General features: G+C 33.7%; 12 protein-coding genes and 1 pseudogene. 7 read left to right on the top strand and 6 right to left on the bottom strand.

Translation table 11 applies throughout. The annotated features are described in order from the left end of the window. Window positions 1–8: 8 nt before the first annotated feature. Window positions 9–1,622: a DUF8374 domain-containing protein gene (locus CDV25_RS10505; RefSeq protein ID WP_239056419.1), complete on the top strand. Its 1,614-nt coding sequence runs from the start codon at window positions 9–11 to the stop codon at window positions 1,620–1,622. Window positions 1,623–1,837: 215 nt separating this feature from the next. Next, a complete protein-coding gene (locus tag CDV25_RS03985) occupies window positions 1,838–4,975 on the top strand; it encodes a capsular polysaccharide export protein, LipB/KpsS family (protein ID WP_108910874.1) in 3,138 nt (1,045 codons plus the stop codon). A 1-nt stretch (window position 4,976) separates the two neighbouring features. Here CDV25_RS03985 and zupT read toward each other — a convergent pair whose 3' ends face one another. From zupT to CDV25_RS04015, 6 genes are all read right to left on the bottom strand, one after another. Continuing rightward, the gene (zupT, locus tag CDV25_RS03990) at window positions 4,977–5,843 is read right to left on the bottom strand and encodes a zinc transporter ZupT (RefSeq protein WP_108910875.1); all 867 of its coding nucleotides are present in this window, start codon (window positions 5,841–5,843) and stop codon (window positions 4,977–4,979) included. Between the two features lie 819 nt (window positions 5,844–6,662). Further along, window positions 6,663–7,607 (bottom strand): thiamine pyrophosphate-dependent enzyme, encoded by a 945-nt coding sequence (locus CDV25_RS03995; RefSeq protein ID WP_108910876.1) that lies wholly within the window; start codon window positions 7,605–7,607, stop codon window positions 6,663–6,665. 12 nt (window positions 7,608–7,619) lie between these two features. Next, window positions 7,620–8,837: a 2-oxoacid:ferredoxin oxidoreductase subunit alpha gene (locus tag CDV25_RS04000; RefSeq protein ID WP_108910877.1), complete on the bottom strand. Its 1,218-nt coding sequence runs from the start codon at window positions 8,835–8,837 to the stop codon at window positions 7,620–7,622. Then, window positions 8,837–9,238, bottom strand: a complete 402-nt coding sequence (locus CDV25_RS04005; protein WP_034554214.1) for a 4Fe-4S dicluster-binding protein — start codon at window positions 9,236–9,238, stop codon at window positions 8,837–8,839. Before CDV25_RS04005 ends, CDV25_RS04000 begins: the two co-directional genes overlap by 1 nt. Before the next feature lie 9 nt (window positions 9,239–9,247). Then, the gene (locus tag CDV25_RS04010; protein WP_034554215.1) at window positions 9,248–9,808 is read right to left on the bottom strand and encodes a pyruvate flavodoxin oxidoreductase subunit gamma; all 561 of its coding nucleotides are present in this window, start codon (window positions 9,806–9,808) and stop codon (window positions 9,248–9,250) included. A gap of 127 nt (window positions 9,809–9,935) precedes the next feature. Further along, window positions 9,936–10,583 (bottom strand): HAD family hydrolase, encoded by a 648-nt coding sequence (locus CDV25_RS04015; protein WP_108910878.1) that lies wholly within the window; start codon window positions 10,581–10,583, stop codon window positions 9,936–9,938. A gap of 97 nt (window positions 10,584–10,680) precedes the next feature. On the opposite strand from CDV25_RS04015, the gene CDV25_RS04020 reads away from it, so the two are divergent. From CDV25_RS04020 to CDV25_RS04045, 5 genes and pseudogenes are all read left to right on the top strand, one after another. Next, complete coding sequence (locus CDV25_RS04020) at window positions 10,681–11,460, top strand: 3'-5' exonuclease (protein WP_108910879.1); 780 nt, start codon at window positions 10,681–10,683, stop codon at window positions 11,458–11,460. Next, window positions 11,450–12,670, top strand: a complete 1,221-nt coding sequence (gene nspC / locus CDV25_RS04025) for a carboxynorspermidine decarboxylase (protein ID WP_108910880.1) — start codon at window positions 11,450–11,452, stop codon at window positions 12,668–12,670. Before CDV25_RS04020 ends, nspC begins: the two co-directional genes overlap by 11 nt. A gap of 146 nt (window positions 12,671–12,816) precedes the next feature. Further along, a complete protein-coding gene (locus CDV25_RS04030) occupies window positions 12,817–13,929 on the top strand; it encodes an efflux RND transporter periplasmic adaptor subunit (protein WP_108910881.1) in 1,113 nt (370 codons plus the stop codon). An 8-nt stretch (window positions 13,930–13,937) separates the two neighbouring features. Beyond that, window positions 13,938–17,071: pseudogene (locus CDV25_RS04040) on the top strand (efflux RND transporter permease subunit). Continuing rightward, the gene (locus CDV25_RS04045; protein ID WP_108910884.1) at window positions 17,055–18,449 is read left to right on the top strand and encodes an efflux transporter outer membrane subunit; all 1,395 of its coding nucleotides are present in this window, start codon (window positions 17,055–17,057) and stop codon (window positions 18,447–18,449) included. Before CDV25_RS04040 ends, CDV25_RS04045 begins: the two are co-directional and overlap by 17 nt. Window positions 18,450–18,460 lie beyond the last annotated feature (11 nt).

The following is an 18,460-nucleotide window of genomic DNA, read 5'->3' on the forward strand; positions in this document are numbered from 1 at the left end:
GAGTAATGATGCAATATAAAGAGCTTTTTAGCTATTTAGGAAAAATTCAAATAATTTTAGAACAAAAAGCTATTAGTGGATATGTCGCTTGTATTGTAAATTCAGGATTTGGGGATATTATTACCAATGCCAGTATATCATCTGTTGTTCCACAGATTTTAGGGCTTGAATTTAAAGGTATTACTTCAAAAGTTGCTTGTTATGATGATATTAGTAATTGCATAAAGTTGTTTCCCTATTTTTGGAGGAATAGATTCTATGAAAAATTTTTAAAAGATATTAATTTTATGCATTTTAGCGAAAATGAAGTTTTTATCATTGAAGTTAATAATGTTTTGCTTGATATGGAATCTCTAATTATGCAACTTTCTAAAGCCCCTAGAGGTTCTATAATATGTATAGCCCCTATTACTTTGTTTTATACCAATGATTATGGAATATTTGCCTACCAGTTTGGGATAGATTTGTATGATAATGGATTTACCCAGACATTGCAAAAGAATCTTTATAAAAAAGGCTTTTATGATGCTATTGATTATTCTCCTATGAATATTTGCATTCACCAAAGAATAGGTGATAGCGGTATTGTTAAGATAAATTCTAATGGGGATATTATTAGCACGGATTGGATTAAAAGAGAAGATAAATACAAGCAATATGGTTGGTATAATTTAAAAAATAAGAAAGGTTCCCAATGGCTTTATGGTGAATATTGCAAGAATCATTCCTTAAAAGATTTTATCCAAAGGTTGAAATTAAACTTTCATAAAGCAAGGATTTATTTTATTAGTGATGGTTTTGAAATGGCTCACCAAGTATTAGAGCAACATCCACTTGCTAAAAAGCATTTATTGGGACTTAATATAAGCTATGATTCCACGGTGGCTAGAAAATATGGAGAAGAATTTATCAATGTTATTAAAGACTTAAAAGAAATTGATAAGGTTATTATTGGTGAAGACTATGCTTCATTTTTGGAATGTATTAAAATCATCCTTAGTTCTCATTTGGTTTTTTCTAATCGTAGGGCTTATATAATGAGGACTTTACTTGGGTTTAAAGCCGATAAAAGCTTTCCACAAATAGTTTGTATTGATGGATTAGAAAGTGGAGCAGATTTTTATCTCCAAAAGAAAAATATATGGATTAATGGGGCATTAAGACAAGAAGTTGTTAATGGTATTTTATCCTTTAATTTAAACATTTATGAAAAATATGTTTATTCCAATCTATATGGAGAATCTAGTTGGAAATTTAGTGTGCTGCCTTTCTATTCTGCCTCCTCCCACATTAAGTCCCACCTCTCCTATAAACTAGGGGAGGCAATGATTTTAAACTCTAAAAGTCTATGGGGATATATAAGAATGCCTTATGTATTATCTTATATCAAAGATAAACATAAACAAGAACAAAAAGAATACCAAGAAAAGATAAAAAAGAATCCTAGTTTAAAACTTCCTACCTTAGAATCTTATAGAGATTATAAAGATGCTTTAAAAATAAAAAATACACTTTCTTATCAATTAGGGGAAGCTTTAATAAAGGCTAATTCTGTGCGGGGGGGGGGGGCGAATATTTGCACCTTTATTTGCCTACATCACATTCTTCAAAGAAGTGCGTAAGTTAAAGAGGGAGTTTAGGGAGAAAAAGGGAATGCCCTGCAAAGGGCAGTTTGTTATTAACCCCCTAGATTAGTGAAATGATGAAGCAATCCACCATTATAAGCACTAAAAATGGGATTAATCAATTCCGCAATTTTATAGACTTGCAGGTTTAGATTTATGAATTTAGTATATAATTACCCTTTTATCTTTAAGAGCATTTAAAGGCACAATCTTTGTTAAGTCTTATTATTCCCGTTTTTTATAAAAATGCTGATTCGTTTATTTATAAAAGAGCTTTAGAATTAATAGAAAAGTTCAAAGAAAAAGAAACTTTTGAAGTGATTTTTGCGGATTGTAGTAAAGATTGTTTATTAAAAAGCAATTATACACATATTAAAATCCTCCACTCACCCTCTAAGGCACGGATTTTTTCTCCTGCGTATGCTAGGAATGCAGCGGTAAATCTTGCAACACAAAAATATTTGTTTTTTTATGATGTGGATATGGATTATGCTAGTGATTTTGAATCTTTATTATCACAAGAGATAGAATCTAAGCTAGAAAGTGGCAAGGAGCGGTTTATTTCACTTCCATTTTTATATTTAACCTTTGAGGGGACAAAGGCTTTTGAGAATACAAGAGATTTTACTACATTACTAATAAGTTTTTTAAAGGGTGAAAATCATTTGGTAGAAAGCCTCTCTGCTAATAGCTCAGCAATTATCTTAAAAAAGGAATACTTTGAAAGTTTAGGGGGATTTAGGGAGGGTTTTTTGGGGCATGGGGGAGAGGATTTTGAGTTTTTGCATAGACTTGCAGCCCTTAATCCCCATTCCCAAAAGCCAAAAGACTATTATACTGATGTGCGGCATCAATTTTTAGGTGATGCAAAAGGCTTTAGAGCGTATCTTAGCTTTTATTCACTACCTTACTTTTTTAAAGGTTTAGTATTGCTCCATCGGTGGCATTCTCGCCCTCTTATGAATATTTTTTATTTCAGACGCAAACCTAATGAAGCCCTTTTGTTAGAGAGTATGCGTTGCTTTGATATCCAAAATGCAAATTGTGTATGGCATTCACACAATCCTACCAAAGACTTACGCCTTTTTATACTCTCTTTGATGAATTGCTATGGCTATGAGAAAGAGGATTATAGTGGGTTTTTTCAACTTGGTAAAGGGGTAAAACCTAGAAAAAAGCCTATAGGTGGTAAGATAAGAAAACTCCTCACAAGACCTAAAGAATTTTTTAGTGATAGTGCATTGTTTCAACACATAGGGCATTTAAAGATTCCAACTTTTATTTATCTATGGGCTTTTTATGACTTTATAAAGCCCAATAGAGCTTATCCTAAAGAGCTTTTAGGAGATTGTTTGCCTATTTTTCCAAGACAATCTAATCTTACAAAAGATTCTGTGTTTTATGGGTGGGGACGCAAAAAAACGGGTTGGAATGCCATAGTTTTAGCACAAAAATACCATTGCAAATTTATTTTACTAGAAGATGGATTTATTCGCTCTTTTGATTTGGGGATTAAGGGTTCATCTAGCTTTTCTTTAGTGCAAGATGAGGTGGGTATTTATTATGATGCAACTTCTCCAAGTGCATTAGAAAATCTGCTAAACACCTATGATTTTAAAAGTGATTCTATGCTTATTAATACCGCTAAAGAGGCAATGGAGTTGGTTGTTAAGCATAATATTTCTAAATATAATTGTTTTAAAGAGGTTCCACAAGATTACTTTAAACCTTGTAAAAAGAGAGTTTTAATTATCGCACAAACCAACAAGGATTCTAGTTTATTATATGGTTATGGTGAGAAGTTTAGCACAAAGGAGATGATAGAAGATGCTGCCTTAGAAAACCCAAATGCTAAAATTTATCTCAAAATTCACCCAGATGTGCTAAGTGGTAAGCGGCAATCTGATATTGAATCTCATAAGATTCCACCATTTTGTGAGGTGATAACAGAGGATTTTAATCCTCTCTCTTTGCTAAAATATTTTAGCAAAGTCTATACTAAAACTTCTCAAATGGGCTTTGAAGCCTTGTTTGTAGGTTGTGAGTGTGTATGTTATGGAATGCCTTTTTATGCAGGTTGGGGGCTTACCATAGATAAGCAAACTAGCCCAAGGAGGAATCGCAAATTAAGTTTAGAAGAGGTTTTTGCTGCAAGTTATATACTTTATACACAATACTATAATCCTATTTATCAGCACAAAAGCGATATTTTAGATACCATCTATACGGTGATTCGTTATAAGCATTTGTATGTTAAAACAAGCCATAAGGCTTATTTTTTTGGATTTTCTTATTGGAAACATAATTTTATTAAGCCTTTTGTTCGTAATTATTCCCCCCAAAATTTGATTTTTATCAATCCAATTTCGGCTAGTCCGCTAGAGGTGGCATTGAAAAAAGGATTAGATTTGACAAGTGATATTTTTATTTGGGGGCGTAAAAGTTTCAAAGAAGTAGAATCTTATGCTAAGAAAAATGGCTTGAAAATCATTCGTGTTGAAGATGGGTTTATCCGCTCTCTCTCGCTTGGCTCCGATCTTACTCGTCCCTTTTCGCTTGTCTTTGATAATATAGGAATCTACTTTGACCCTACACAACCAAGTAGATTAGAACATATCCTACAAAATACATCTTTCCCTCCTGCTTTAATTGAGGAAGCAAAACTTTTAAAAAAAGAGATTTTAAAAAGCAAAATTAGTAAATACAATATTGATTCTCATAAAACACTAAATCTTTCTCAAGATAGGATAATTATCTTAGTAACTGGACAAGTTGAAGATGATGCTTCTATTGCTTATGGTTCGCCTGGAGAGACAAATCTTTCCTTGCTTAAGCAAGTAAGAAAAGAAAATCCGCAAAGCTATATCCTTTACAAACCACACCCTGATGTGTTAAGTGGGAATCGTATCGGACAAATTGCACCACAAATTGCATTAAAATATTGCGATGAAATCATAGATAATGTGAGTTTATCTTCTGCTATAGAAGTGGTAGATGAAGTGCATACTCTTACTTCACTTAGCGGGTTTGAAGCTTTGCTTTATGGTAAAAAAGTCGTAACTTATGGAATGCCTTTTTATGCAGGTTGGGGGCTTACCATAGATAAGCAAACAAACCCAAGACGAAATCGTAAGTTAAACCTAGAGGAATTAATCGCAGGGGCATATATTCTCTACCCTCAATACATTCACCCAAAAACCTTGCAGACTTGCTCTCCTAATGTATTGATTAAAGCCCTACAAGAAGAAAAAACAAAAATTAACAAAAATAAACTTTATGCAATGAAATACAAAATATACTCTTTTCTTTCAAGAAAAGCACAAAGGCTTTGTTTATACCTTAAACTTTAACTTATTGTAAAAGATTTAAACTAAGTGCCATAACCGCCATTCCAACAATTAATCCATAAAGACTATCGTGTGCTTTATCATAGGTTCTGGCCGTAGGCAAAAGCTCATCAAATGAAATAAATACCATAATTCCAGCGACAATAGCAAAAGTAGTAGCTAGAGTTAGCCCTCCCATAAAAGGGAAAATTATAATAGCCCCTATAACAGCTCCTAAAGGTTCTGCAAATCCTGATAAGGAGGAATAAACAAAAGCTTTTTTCTTATCACCAGTAGCGTGATAAATAGGTAAAGATACTGCCATTCCCTCTGGAATATTATGCAAAGCTATGGCAATAGTTACCATAATACCAAGAGAGATGCTATCTAAACTTGAGACAAAAGTCGCAAACCCTTCAGGAAAATTGTGAATAGCAATCGCTATAGCTGTAAAAATACCTGTTCTTTTGAGTGCCTTTGTATTAATCTTTATGGTATTTTCTACAAAATAAATAGGTTTTTTTCCATAAGCTTGCACAACAGGACATATTTTCACCTCCGAACAATCCTTAGGTTCGTGTGGATTAACATCTTGCGGAATAAATCTATCAATCAAACCACTTAGGATAATGCCCGCAAAAAAACAAATCAAACCAAATAGTTCTGCCCATTTAGACTGATAAAATTCTGAAAACTGATGCAAAGATTCAGGTAATATTTCCATAAAAGAGATATATATCATCACACCTGCTGAAAATCCAAGTCCAAAAGACAATATCCTCAAATCATCTTTTTTAGAAAAAAATGCTATAACAGCCCCAATAGAAGTAGAAAATCCTGCTAAAAGCGTTAAAAACAAGGCAAATATAATTTGAGAAAAAGTAAATTCCATAATTATCCTTTAATAATTTTTATTATATAATATATTTTATCATAAAAATATTATTTCTTAATAGATCATTACTCGATTAAGTCTATAAAATTTTTATAAATATCTCTAATTTTTTAACAAATCTAATTTAAATATTTTCTATATTACTGCAACATAAACAAATTTAAAATATTTTATAAAAATAAATCCCAAATATCTCACTTATCCAATGAAGTCATTCATAAATATAAGAACACAAGATAAATTTTACTTTTCAATGCGAATTTTTCAATAGATTTCTGTCCTCAAAAGGCTTTAAGCTTACTTATATAACACCTCATTAATCTAATAAATTACTAAGGGAAATATAAATCATACCATCAATGTTTCTAAAATAACCATTACACTACTTCTACCAAAGTAGAAAGCAAAAAATAAATCAACTGCCTACTAAAATATATTTAAACCTACATCTTATATAGCTATATCTTAGTAAAATGCTGAAAGTTTTAATATATAGAATGAATCCTTAAGTTTATCTCTTTAGAAACACCAAATCAAATAACATTCATATAAACTTTGGAAGTTTTTATAATTATAGTCCTATAAATTCCCAAAAACAACAAAATCCAAACTATTAATAAAATAAACTTTAGGCAACAATAAGCAATGAATTTATTACCTAAAAAGTATAATAAACTTTCATTTATAGGAAAATACCAATAACCCCCTCCTATTTGCAGAACTTTTATCGTTTTGCGTAATGATGCATCTAAAACTTTAGTGGATTATCAATACTCCCAATAAATAATATATGGTTAAAACTAATGAAAATGAAAATTATACCTTTGCCTCTTCTCGTCTTTGTAGATACTCCCAATACTTATCAACATTTTTTTGCCATTCTTCAATAAGGTATTCATTTTCTGGTTTAAATAAATGTTTAAATCTCGCTTGAACTCCTAAGTAATCACGGACGGGAACTTTATTTTTAGGACGATAGGTAATTCTTAGCTCTGTCCCATTAATTATTTCGTATAGAGGAAACACCAAAGAATCAACAGCTAAATCACTCATCTCAATGGTTTGATGAGCGGGGAATCTCCACTCTGTCGTGCAAGCACTCATAGCATTAATAAATGTAGGACCCTCTGTTTCAATGGCTTGCTTTATTTTTTTACTCATATCTTTCCATTTATTAGGAGCCACCTGCGCAACATAAGGAGAGCCATGTGCCGCCATAATAAAAAGTAAATCTTTTTTTCTATCTTTTTTACCATAACTAACACGTCCTGCAGGGGTTGTAGTAGTAGAAGCCCCAAGAGGTGTAGAACCACTTCTTTGTCCCCCTGTATTTGCATATACTTCATTATCTAAACAAACATAAGTAAAATCGTGCCCCCTCTCAAAGCAACCACTGATAAACTGGAATCCAATATCATAAGTAGAGCCATCTCCACCAAAAGCTACAAACTTTGGTGTTTTATCACTATATAAACGATCTTTTCTTTTTAAGGCTTTATACATAGCTTCAGCCCCTGCAATAGCCGTAGAGCTATTTTCAAATCCAATATGTATCCAAGGCACATCCCAAGAAGTATGAGGATATACCGCAGTGCTAACTTCTAAGCAACCCGTAGAAGCTGCTACAAGCAACGGATATTCTGTTGCATTTAAAACTTCTCTAACGATAATTCCATGAGCACAGCCCGGACACAAAAGATTTGCACCTTCAAAACGTTCACTTGATCTAGAATATTGTTTTAAATTCTTAATTTCACTCATATCAATCTCCTTTTAATGATATCCCAATTTTGGACCTCTAAGCCCTATAAACTGCTGCCTTTTATGGGTTATTTTACCCGCTTTTGCGTCAGCATCTAACTCTTTATAGATTGTTTGTAAATTGTTTTGGGTTAAATCCCGACCACCAAGCCCATAAATATAATTACTCACTATAGGCTTATTATCCATTTGATACAAGGCTGCTACTCCCTCATTAAAAAGCATTCCCATAGTTCCTGCTGGCAAACTTCTATCTAAAAAAGCGACCGCTTTAGCCTTTTTTAAAGCTTCTCCAAATTTCTTATAAGGAAAAGGACGCAAAACACGGACACTAAGCACTCCTGCTTTAATGCCTTTTTTTCTTGCCTCTTTAGCTGCAATTCTAGCAGATTCAACGGTTGTTCCTAAAGCTACAATCACCACTTCCGCATCTTTCAAATCATATTGTTCGACAACATTATATTTTCGACCTGTTAGAGCTTTAAATTCTTTAAAGACTTTTTCTATAACACTCATAGATTGCATAATAGCGTTGTGGAGTTGCGCCTTATGTTCAAAATGCCAATCTTCCTCTGTTTGCGAACCATAGGTTGCAGGTTTTTCTAAATCTAGCATAGCATTTTTAGGTTTATAGTCTCCAATAAACTTATAAGCTACATCATCTTTTAGCGGACGCACACTTTGTGCAGTATGAGAACAGATAAAACCATCTTGATGCACCATTACCGGCAATCGCACATCATAATCCTCGGCAATTTTAAATGCCATAAGGTTAAAATCATAAGCTTCTTGAGGATTATAGGTGCAAAGATTCACCCATCCTGCATCACGTCCTAAATACATATCAGAATGATCGCCATTAACATTTAAAGGACTAGCTAATGCACGATTAACAACATTTAACACAATAGGCAATCGCATACCAGCGGCTTGATAAAGCACTTCCACCATTAAAGCAAAGCCTTGAGAACTTGTTGCAGTTGCTACCCTACCTCCAGCAGCTGCTGCTCCCACACAGCCACTCATAGCAGCATGCTCTGATTCCACCATAATAAATTCCCCATCAATATAACCATTGGCTAAAAAACTTGCATAGTTTTGCACAATTGGGGTTGATGGAGTAATAGGATAAGCAGAAACAACATCAATTTGTGCTTGACGCATTGCATGACTTGCTGCCATATTACCATCCCATACTTCTACTTCTTGCAGTTCATAAACTTCTGCCATTACTTATCCTTTTTCTTAGATTCTTTTGCTGGCCATTTAGAGAGTGCAACCTCATCAGTTTCATAATTATTAAACATTAAAAGGGATTTTGGATTAGTCGGACAAACTTCTACACATACTCCACAGCCCTTACAATGCACATAATCTACACCAGACATTTTCTCATCCCTAACTAAAATAGAAGAATCAGGACAATACACCCAACAAAAATAACAATTAATGCAATGCTCTGTATTAAATATAGGCTTCTCAACACGCCAGTGAGCAACACTTGCTTTATAGGAGCTATCTGGGCGATATTCTCTATCATTTGCGTGTTTTTGTGCCATACCAACCCCCTCTTTTTCAAAAGGGAATAATACTGATCCTGCTTCAAATTCATTCCAACCTTTATATTCCACAATTAACTCCTATTTTACTTCATTATAAGCTTTTTTAATAACTTCCATATTAGCATCAATAACTTTTTGGGGCAATTTTTTACCCAAAACTTTCCTAAAAGATTCTAAGAAAAAATCAAGTTCTAAAGCTCTTGAAACCTTTAGAAATGCACCCAACATAGGTGCATTAGGAATTGACTTACCAAAAGCATCTAAAGAAAGCTTAATACAATCTAAAATATAAACTTCCTTAGCTTTAAGTTCAGGCTTGCTCTCTAAAAATTCTTCTTTACTTAAATGCGTGGTGATTATATACTTGGTAGTAGATTTTTCATTAGCACAAATATCTGTGATATAGGTTAAGCCCGGATCAATAACTAGAATATAATCAGGCTTCATAAATTTTTCGTGATTTAAGATACGGTTATTATCAATACGATTATAAGCTGTCATTGCTGCACCTCTTTTTGCCGAACCATAAAATGCAAAAGCTTGCACTTCTTTACCTGTGCCTGCAATTACATCTGCTAAGCCCTTAGCACCTGTTACCGCACCTTGTCCTGCACGGCTATGCCATCTAATTTCCAGCATAATACCTCCTAATAATGAAATTTTATTTCTCTATATTGCCAAAAATTGTAATTAGAAAATCTTAATTATTAAATAATTTATCAAAAAATACTTTATTGTGTAAAAATAACTCACTAAAATTGAAATCTTATAAAGTCTTAAGACTTCTAATGGCTTCTAGGGCATCTGTAGAAATTTGGTGGGTATATCTTTGTAATAACTCCAAAGAAGCATAACCGCTTAATACAGCGATAGCGTTAATAGTAGCCCTTTGTGCGGCTATTATATCAAGAGGAGTATCCCCTATCATCGCAGCTTTTTCTTTATCGCATTTTGGCATAAGCTCTAAAGCCTTTAATATTCCCTCACTATCAGGCTTTGGCTTAGTAACATTTTCCCTCCCTATAATACATTCAAAATATTCTAAGACCCCAAAATATTCTAAAAGCACTTTTGAATATTGAGCAGTTTTTGTTGTAACTATTCCTAAATAAGCAAACTCATAAGATTCTAAAATAGCTTCTTTAGCATTGTTTAAAAGATAAGTTTTAGCTTTACAAATCTTTCTATAGTGTTCTTTATAAGCTAAAATATAAGGCATACTTTCTTTTTTATCAATCCCTAAAGTTTCAAAAATATCTTCTAGAGGATAACCTATTTGTGCAATTATTATTTCTTTAGCAGGTATTTCTTTTTTATGGGTTTCAAAGGCTACGCAAAAACTCTCATAAATCGCCTTTGTAGAATCTATTAATGTCCCATCTAAATCAAATAAAATAATTTTATCTTTTTGCATTCTTTAAACTCTCATCAAATTTTGTATAAATTTACACTTTTTTACTTTAAGTTTCAAAAAGCTAATATTCTAAATTTTTTTAAAAATTAGGATTGAAATGCCAAAATATTATGACAAACTTCTAAGAAAACTACAAAAGCGTCCTTTAAGCCAAAATGAATTTTCATCCTTGCTTTGCGAATTAGGAGGATTATTAGCAGAACCTCAAATAGAACTAGAAATCATTAAAACATCGGGTATTCCTCTGCTTTTTGCTCATAATAAAGTTTATCTAAGAACCACCCTTACTCCTTATTTGCAAGAGAGTTTTTGCATTGTTGATATTGAAACTAATGGGCATAATCCTTATATCCACCAACCCATAGAAATAGGAGCTATTCATTATCAAAATGGGGAGATTAAAGAAACATTCCATTCCTTTATCTTTTGCCAAAATATCCCACAAAAAATTACTGAAATCACAGGTATTACAAATTCTATGCTTCAAGACGCCCCAAAGATTCATCAAGTTTTAGAATCTTTTAAATTATTTTTAAAAGATTCCATCTTTGTAGCCCATAATGTCGATTTTGATTTTAATTTTCTTAGCAATGCTTGTTATTGTAATCATTTTGGCTATCTTTATAATCCGCGTCTTTGCACAATTAAACTTGCACAAAAAACCCTCCAATCCCCAAAATATTCCCTAGGTTTCCTTAATGATTTTTTAGGAATCCATCATCATACTTTACACCGAGCCTTAGAAGATTCTAAAATTACTTTAGAAATTTTTAAAAAATGCCTTAAACAGCTAGATAAAAATATCTACACAAGCTATGATTTGCTAAAATTTACAAATTCAAAAAGTATTTTACAAGGCAATTTAAATGAAAACTAACCATTACCCAAAAAACTTTGAAAATATCCCAAGCCCTTGTTATGTGCTAGAAGAAGAAAAATTTGAAAAAAACCTAAAGCTTCTAAACTTTATCCAACAACAAAGTGGAGCTAAGATTCTCCTAGCACTTAAAGGCTATGCTCTTTGGAAAAGTTTTGGAATAGCTAAAGAATATTTAAGTGGAGTTACTGCAAGTGGAATTTATGAAGCAAAGCTTGGGTTTGAAACTTTTGGCAAAGAAATTACAACTTTTTCTCCAGCATACAAAGAGAGAGAAATGCAAGAACTTGTTAAAATTTCTCATCATATTATCTTTAATTCTTTTTTGCAATGGCAAACCTATAAACCCTTTATTGACAAAGAAAACCTCCAAAGATTGACTAAAAAACGACCAATCATTGAAGTAGGACTTCGGGTTAATCCCCAATATAGTGAAGTAACGCCTAAAATTTATAATCCTTGCGTAGAAGGCTCAAGATTAGGAATCACTCCTAAAGAATTCCAAAAGGGGTTTAAAAAATATGGTCTAAGCGGCATTAGTGGCTTACATTTTCATACCCATTGTGAGCAAAATAGTGATGTGCTAGAGCGGACATTGCAGCACTTTATCAAGCATTTTAAAGATTTTATCTCCCAAATGCGATGGATTAATTTTGGTGGCGGTCATCACATTACACGCAAAGACTATAATGTAGAATTACTCCTTAAAATCCTCAAAAAATTTAAAAAGAAGTTTAAAACACAAATTTATTTAGAACCCGGGGAAGCTATTGGTTGGGAAAGTGGATTCTTAATAGGAAGCGTTATAGATATTATCCATAATGGCATTGATATAGCTATTTTAGATATAAGTGCAGCAGCACATATGCCAGATTGTCTTGAAATGCCTTATCGTCCAATGGTTCGTAATAGTTTCAATGCCCAAGTAAAAAAAGGGAAAAATCTCAAATTAAAAGGAGAAAAACCTTATTGTTATCGCTTTGGCGGTCCAACTTGTCTTGCAGGGGATATTATTGGGGATTATAGTTTTGAAAAGCCATTAAAAATAGGGGATAAAATTATTTTTGAAGATATGATACATTATACAATTGTTAAAAACAATACTTTTAATGGTGTCCCCTTACCTAGTATTGGAATAATTCATAAAAATGGCGAATTTGAACTCTTTAAAACTTTTAATTACGAAGATTATAAACATAGAAACAGCTAAGATTTTAAGAAGAATTCAAGCATTCTTAACTATAATTACTCTAAAGCTAAATGTAACATAAATTACATTCTAAAATAAAATCTTAACAAGCTTATAAACTAAAAGTCAATCTCTCTATGAGGCTATCAAATCTTTAAGGAATAAAGATGAAACATTACTCTAAATTATTACTTATTTTGTCTTGTGGCTTATTCTTTCTTTCTGGTTGTTTCGAAGACAAAAAGCAAGATTCACCGCAAAATATGGCTATTCCTGTTAGTATCTACAAGGTTCAAAAACAAAATATTCCCATCTCATTTGAATACCCCACGCAACTTAAAAGCCTTCAAAGTGTTGATATTTATGCAAGAGTAGAAGGAATACTCTTAGAGCAAAACTTCACAGAGGGTTCTTTTGTTGAAAAAGGCGATAAACTCTTTAAAATCGACCCTGCAAAATACGAAGCAAATGTTAATATTGCCAAAGCACAACTTCAATCCGCACAAGCGAATTTCAAAGAAGCTAGTAGAAACTGGGAACGTTCTAAAAAACTTTTTGAAGAAAAAGCCTTAAGTCCAAAAGAAAGAGATCAAGCTCTATCTCTTTATGAAAGTGCTAGTGCAGGGGTTGAAAATGCTAAGGCTAACTTAGAAAATGCTCTTATTGATTTAGGATATACAGATGTAATAGCAACCGCAAGTGGAAAAATCGGTATCAAAAAATATGATATTGGGGATTTAGTAGGTGGTGCAGGAGGGAATAACATTCTTGTTACCATCACTCAATTAAATCCTATTCACGCAGAATTCTCAATCCCTAACAACGATTATTATTTTTTAAGGAGTTTAGAACAAGATAATCTCATCGTGCAATACATTCTACCTAATGGCAAAATTTATGAAAAAGAAGGCAAGTTAGACTTTATTGATAGCATCATTGATGCTAGCACAGCAACTATTAAAGCACGAGCTATTGTAGAAAACACCGATAACCTACTTATTCCCGGAGAATTTTCACGTATCCACCTAGAAGGTTTAGTAGCTAAAGATTCTATTGCCATTCCCCAAGTAGCCCTTATGCAAGATTCTAAGGGTAGCTATGTTTATAAAATTATTGATGGAAAAGCCACTCCAGCACCAGTTGTTTTAGGAAATAGCGTAGGAAATACCTTTTTAATTCAATCAGGTTTGGAAGAGGGTGATACTATTATCACTAATCAACTTATTAAAATTCGTCCAAACACTCCTGTAACTCCAATGAATCAATCCACAAATCAATAAGGGTTTCTATGTTTTCTAAGTTTTTTATCAATCGCCCTGTTCTTGCAATGGTAATGTCTATTGTCCTTGTTATTGCAGGCTCTTTATCAATCTTTTCTTTGCCTGTAGAAGAATACCCTCAAGTTACCCCCCACAAGTGGTTATAACAGCAACTTATCCCGGAGCTAGTGCGGCAGTTATTTCAAACAATGTTGCAAGCGTATTAGAAAATAGCATTAATGGGGTGGAGGGAATGATTTATATGCAATCCTCCTCCACTTCATCAGGCTCTCTTTCCATTAATGTCTTTTTTACTAATGAAACAGACCCCAACCAAGCAACTATTAATGTTAATAATCGCGTCCAGGCGGTTTTAAGCAAACTTCCTCAAGAAGTGCAAAGGTATGGAGTAAGTGTCCAAAAACGTTCTTCTACCATTTTAGCTGTTTATTCTCTCTACTCTAGCCTTACAAGCCAAAACCCAACTTATCTTGCAAATTATGCAGCCATTAATATCATTGATGAGCTAAAAAGGATTCCCGGAGTGGGCGATGCGACACTTTTTTCGCGTCAAGAATATTCAATGAGGATTTGGCTAGATCCTGCAAAACTCAACAAATACAACCTTATCTCATCTGAGATTATCGCACTTATTCAAGAGCAAAACTCACAATTTGCAGCAGGTGCATTTGGGCAAGAGCCTATTAGAGAGGACTTAGACTTTACCTACACGGTTACAACCAAAGGACGTTTTTCCACACCACAGGAATTTGAAAATATTTTAATCCGCACTAATGCGGATGGTTCTTCTTTGCTGCTTAAAGATATAGCAAGGGTTGAATTAGGGGCAGAAGATTATAGTGTGAATGCCTTTTATAATGGCAAACCCGCTGTTGCATTTGCTACTTTCTTGCAGCCTGGAGCAAATGCTTTAGAGGTTGCTAGTAATGTCGAAGCAAAGATGAAAGAACTTTCTTTAAAGTTTCCAGAAGGCATAGAATACGCTATTCCTTATGATACAACAGCCTTTGTACATATTTCTGTAAAAGAAGTTATTAAAACCTTTATTGAAGCCATTATCTTAGTGATTATTGTTATCTATTTTTTCTTACAAAACTTCCGAGCAACTATTATTCCTGTATTAGCTGTCCCAGTATCCATTATTGGAGCCTTTGGGGGAATCTATTTACTTGGCTTTTCTATTAATCTCTTAACACTCTTTGGTCTCATCTTAGCCATTGGAATTGTTGTTGATGATGCCATTATTGTTATAGAAAATGTCGAGCGGATAATTCATCAAGAAAAACTCTCTGTTAAGGAAGCCACCACAAAAGCTATGGAAGAAATAGCAAGCCCTGTTATAGCTATTGTTTTAGTTTTATCCGCAGTTTTTATCCCCGTAGCTTTTATCGGTGGATTTTCTGGAGAGATTTATAAACAATTTGCCATTACTATTGTTATATCTGTGATTATTTCGGGATTTGTAGCATTAACGCTTACTCCAGCACTCTGTGTTTCTATCCTAAAAAATCAAGAAGTAAAACCTTTTTATATTGTTAAAAAATTTAATAATTTTTTTGATTGGCTTACCCATAAATTTACACAAAGCGTAGCTATTTCTATTAGACGAGGAATGCTATACCTTATTTTATTTATAGGATTATTAGCCATTACTTATGGGTTATTTACTCGCGTTCCTACCTCTTTAGTCCCTGCTGAAGATAAAGGAATTTTGCTTATTTCTATGCAACTCCCTCCCGCTACTGCTCTTAGTAAAACAACACAAATGGCTTCCTTTGTAGAAAGCACCGTAAGAAACAATCAAGAAGTAGATTCTATTATGGTTTTAGCAGGATATGATATATTATCTAGTGCGGTTAGAACTTTTGGGGGTGCTGCTTTTGCTAAATTAAAAGATTGGGGTGAGCGAAAAGAATCCTCCCAAAGCTCACAAGTATTAGCAGGTTCTCTAACTAAACAGCTTATGCAAAACCCAAATGCTATTATCTTTGCCCTAAATCCCCCTCCTATTATGGGTCTTAGCTTAACAGAAGGTTTTGAAATGTATATCCAAGATAGGACAGGAGGCAGTATAGAGGATCTTCAAAAATACACTCAACTAGTCTTACAAAAAGCTAGTGAAAGAAAAGAGCTAACCGGACTTAGGACTACATTAAATGCTAATATCCCGCAATATAATGTTTCACTTGATAGGGATAAGGCTAAATCCTTAGGCGTTAATATAGCCGATGTTTTCTCAACCTTACAATCTACCTTTGGGTCTTATTATGTCAATGACTTTAATCTCTATGGAAGAACCTACAAGGTTAATATACAATCTGAAAGCCCCTTTAGAGAATCTCCGGAGAATTTACGCAATGTGTTTGTTCGCTCTCAAAGTGGTGAATTAATCCCTATTAGTGCATTAGTAACTTTTGAAAGAGTAATTGGGGCAGATATTTTACAGAGATTTAACCTTTTTCCAGCCGCACAAGTTACAGGTAACACTAATCAAGGCTATTCTTCAGGCGATGCCCTAAAGGCTATTGAAGAAGTAGCTAATGAAGTTTTACCCGATGGCTATACCATTGCTTGGTCTGGAAGCTCTTATCAAGAGAAAACAAGCAGTGGGACAGGAGCAGTTGCGTTTATTTTTGGGTTAATCTTTGTTTTTTTAATTTTAGCCGCACAATATGAGCGTTGGTTAATGCCATTAGCGGTTTTAACAGCCGTTCCTTTTGCAGTCTTTGGGGCTATTTTTGCAACTTGGATTCGGGGATTAGAAAATGATATTTATTTTCAAATTGGTCTTGTAACACTCATTGCACTCTCTGCGAAAAATGCGATACTTATCGTTGAATTTGCTATGCAAGCACGGGAAAAAGAAGGAAAGAGTATTTTTGATGCAGCTATTGAAGCGGCAAAACTTAGATTTAGACCTATTGTAATGACTTCATTAGCCTTTACCATAGGAGTTTTACCCCTTGCTATTAGCACAGGTGCAGGAAGTGCTAGTCGGCACGCCATTGGGACGGGGGTTATTGGGGGAATGTTAGCCGCAACTTTTATTGCTACACTCTTTATTCCCCTCTTTTATACTTATTTTGCAAAACTTAGTGAATTTATAGCCCGCTTAAGGAATAAAAATGAATCATATAATTAGTATTATCTGCTTTGCTTTTTTACTAGCAAGCTGCTCCCTCTCCCCAAATTATCACCAACCTGTAATTAATCTTCCTCAATATCTTGGTTTAGAACCAACAGAAGAGAAAATCTCTGAAACTTGGTGGAAGGATTTTGGGGATTCAACCCTTGATTTATTTGTTCAAGAGGCGTTAGAAAATAACTATGATTTAGCCTTAGCAATGTCAAGAGTATCGCAAGCTAGAAGTAGTTGGAGCTATGCTAGAAGCGATAGATACCCTAATATAAAATTACAAGGTGAGGCAACAAGAAATAAAAAGGATTCCAATAAAGGCCAGCTAGAAAATTATAATAATTTTTCCCTAAGTGGCGTTGTTAGCTTTGAACTTGATTTATGGGGAAGAGCTAGGGATGCCGATAGAAAAGCTTATGCTACTTTGCTTTCAATAAAAGCCAATCAAGATGCTATCAAATTAAGCCTTATTGCTAATGTCGTAGAAAGCTATTTTGGTATCCTTACGCTTAATAACCAAATACAAATTTCACAAAATACCTTAAAGGCACGAGAAGAAAATTATCAATACCGTAAAAAAGAATTTGAAGTAGGACAAACTTCAGAAATTATTATGCAACAAGCAAAATCAGAAGTAGCGTCGGTAAAAGCTCAATTACAAAGTTTATTAAAAGAACAAAATGCTGCACAGACAGCACTTTTAATCTTATTAGGAAGAGACCCAGAGGGTATTTTTAATGTGGAGATTCCAACACAACCACAAACGCTCCCTAATGCACCTATTATACCTGTTGGATTGCCTTCCTCTATTTTAGAGCAACGTCCAGATATTGAAGCGGCAACACAAAATTTAAAGGCGGCTAATTTCGCTATTGGCATTGCAAGAAGTGCTTATTTTCCTACTATTTCTTTGACAGGTCTAGCGGGATATGTTAGCCCAGAACTCAATAACTTAATACAAAACTCCTCTTCAACTTGGAATTACGGGGGTAACTTTGTAAGTAATCTCTTGGATTTAGGTAGAACAAATGCCAATATTAATCTTGCAAAAGCCCAATATCAAGAAATGCTCTTAACCTATGGACAAACTATTAATAAGGCTTTTGGGGAAGTTAGAGATTCGCTTTTTAATTACTCTATTAGTAATGAGCGTATTCAAAGCCTTAATGAGCAAGTAGAAGCCTTAAAAAGAGCTTTAGTTTTAGCACAGATTCGTTATGAAGAGGGCTACACCAACTATCTAGAAGTTCTCACAACACAAAGTAATCTATTTGCAGCAGAGCTTAATCAACAAAGTGTAAAACTAGAAAACCTAAGTGCAGCTATCAATCTTTATAAAACCTTAGGTGGTGGTTGGAATAAAGAATATTATGATAAAGACTAATTATAATTTTT

This window comes from Helicobacter apodemus (assembly GCF_003097575.1).
Lineage (GTDB): Bacteria > Campylobacterota > Campylobacteria > Campylobacterales > Helicobacteraceae > Helicobacter_D > Helicobacter_D apodemus.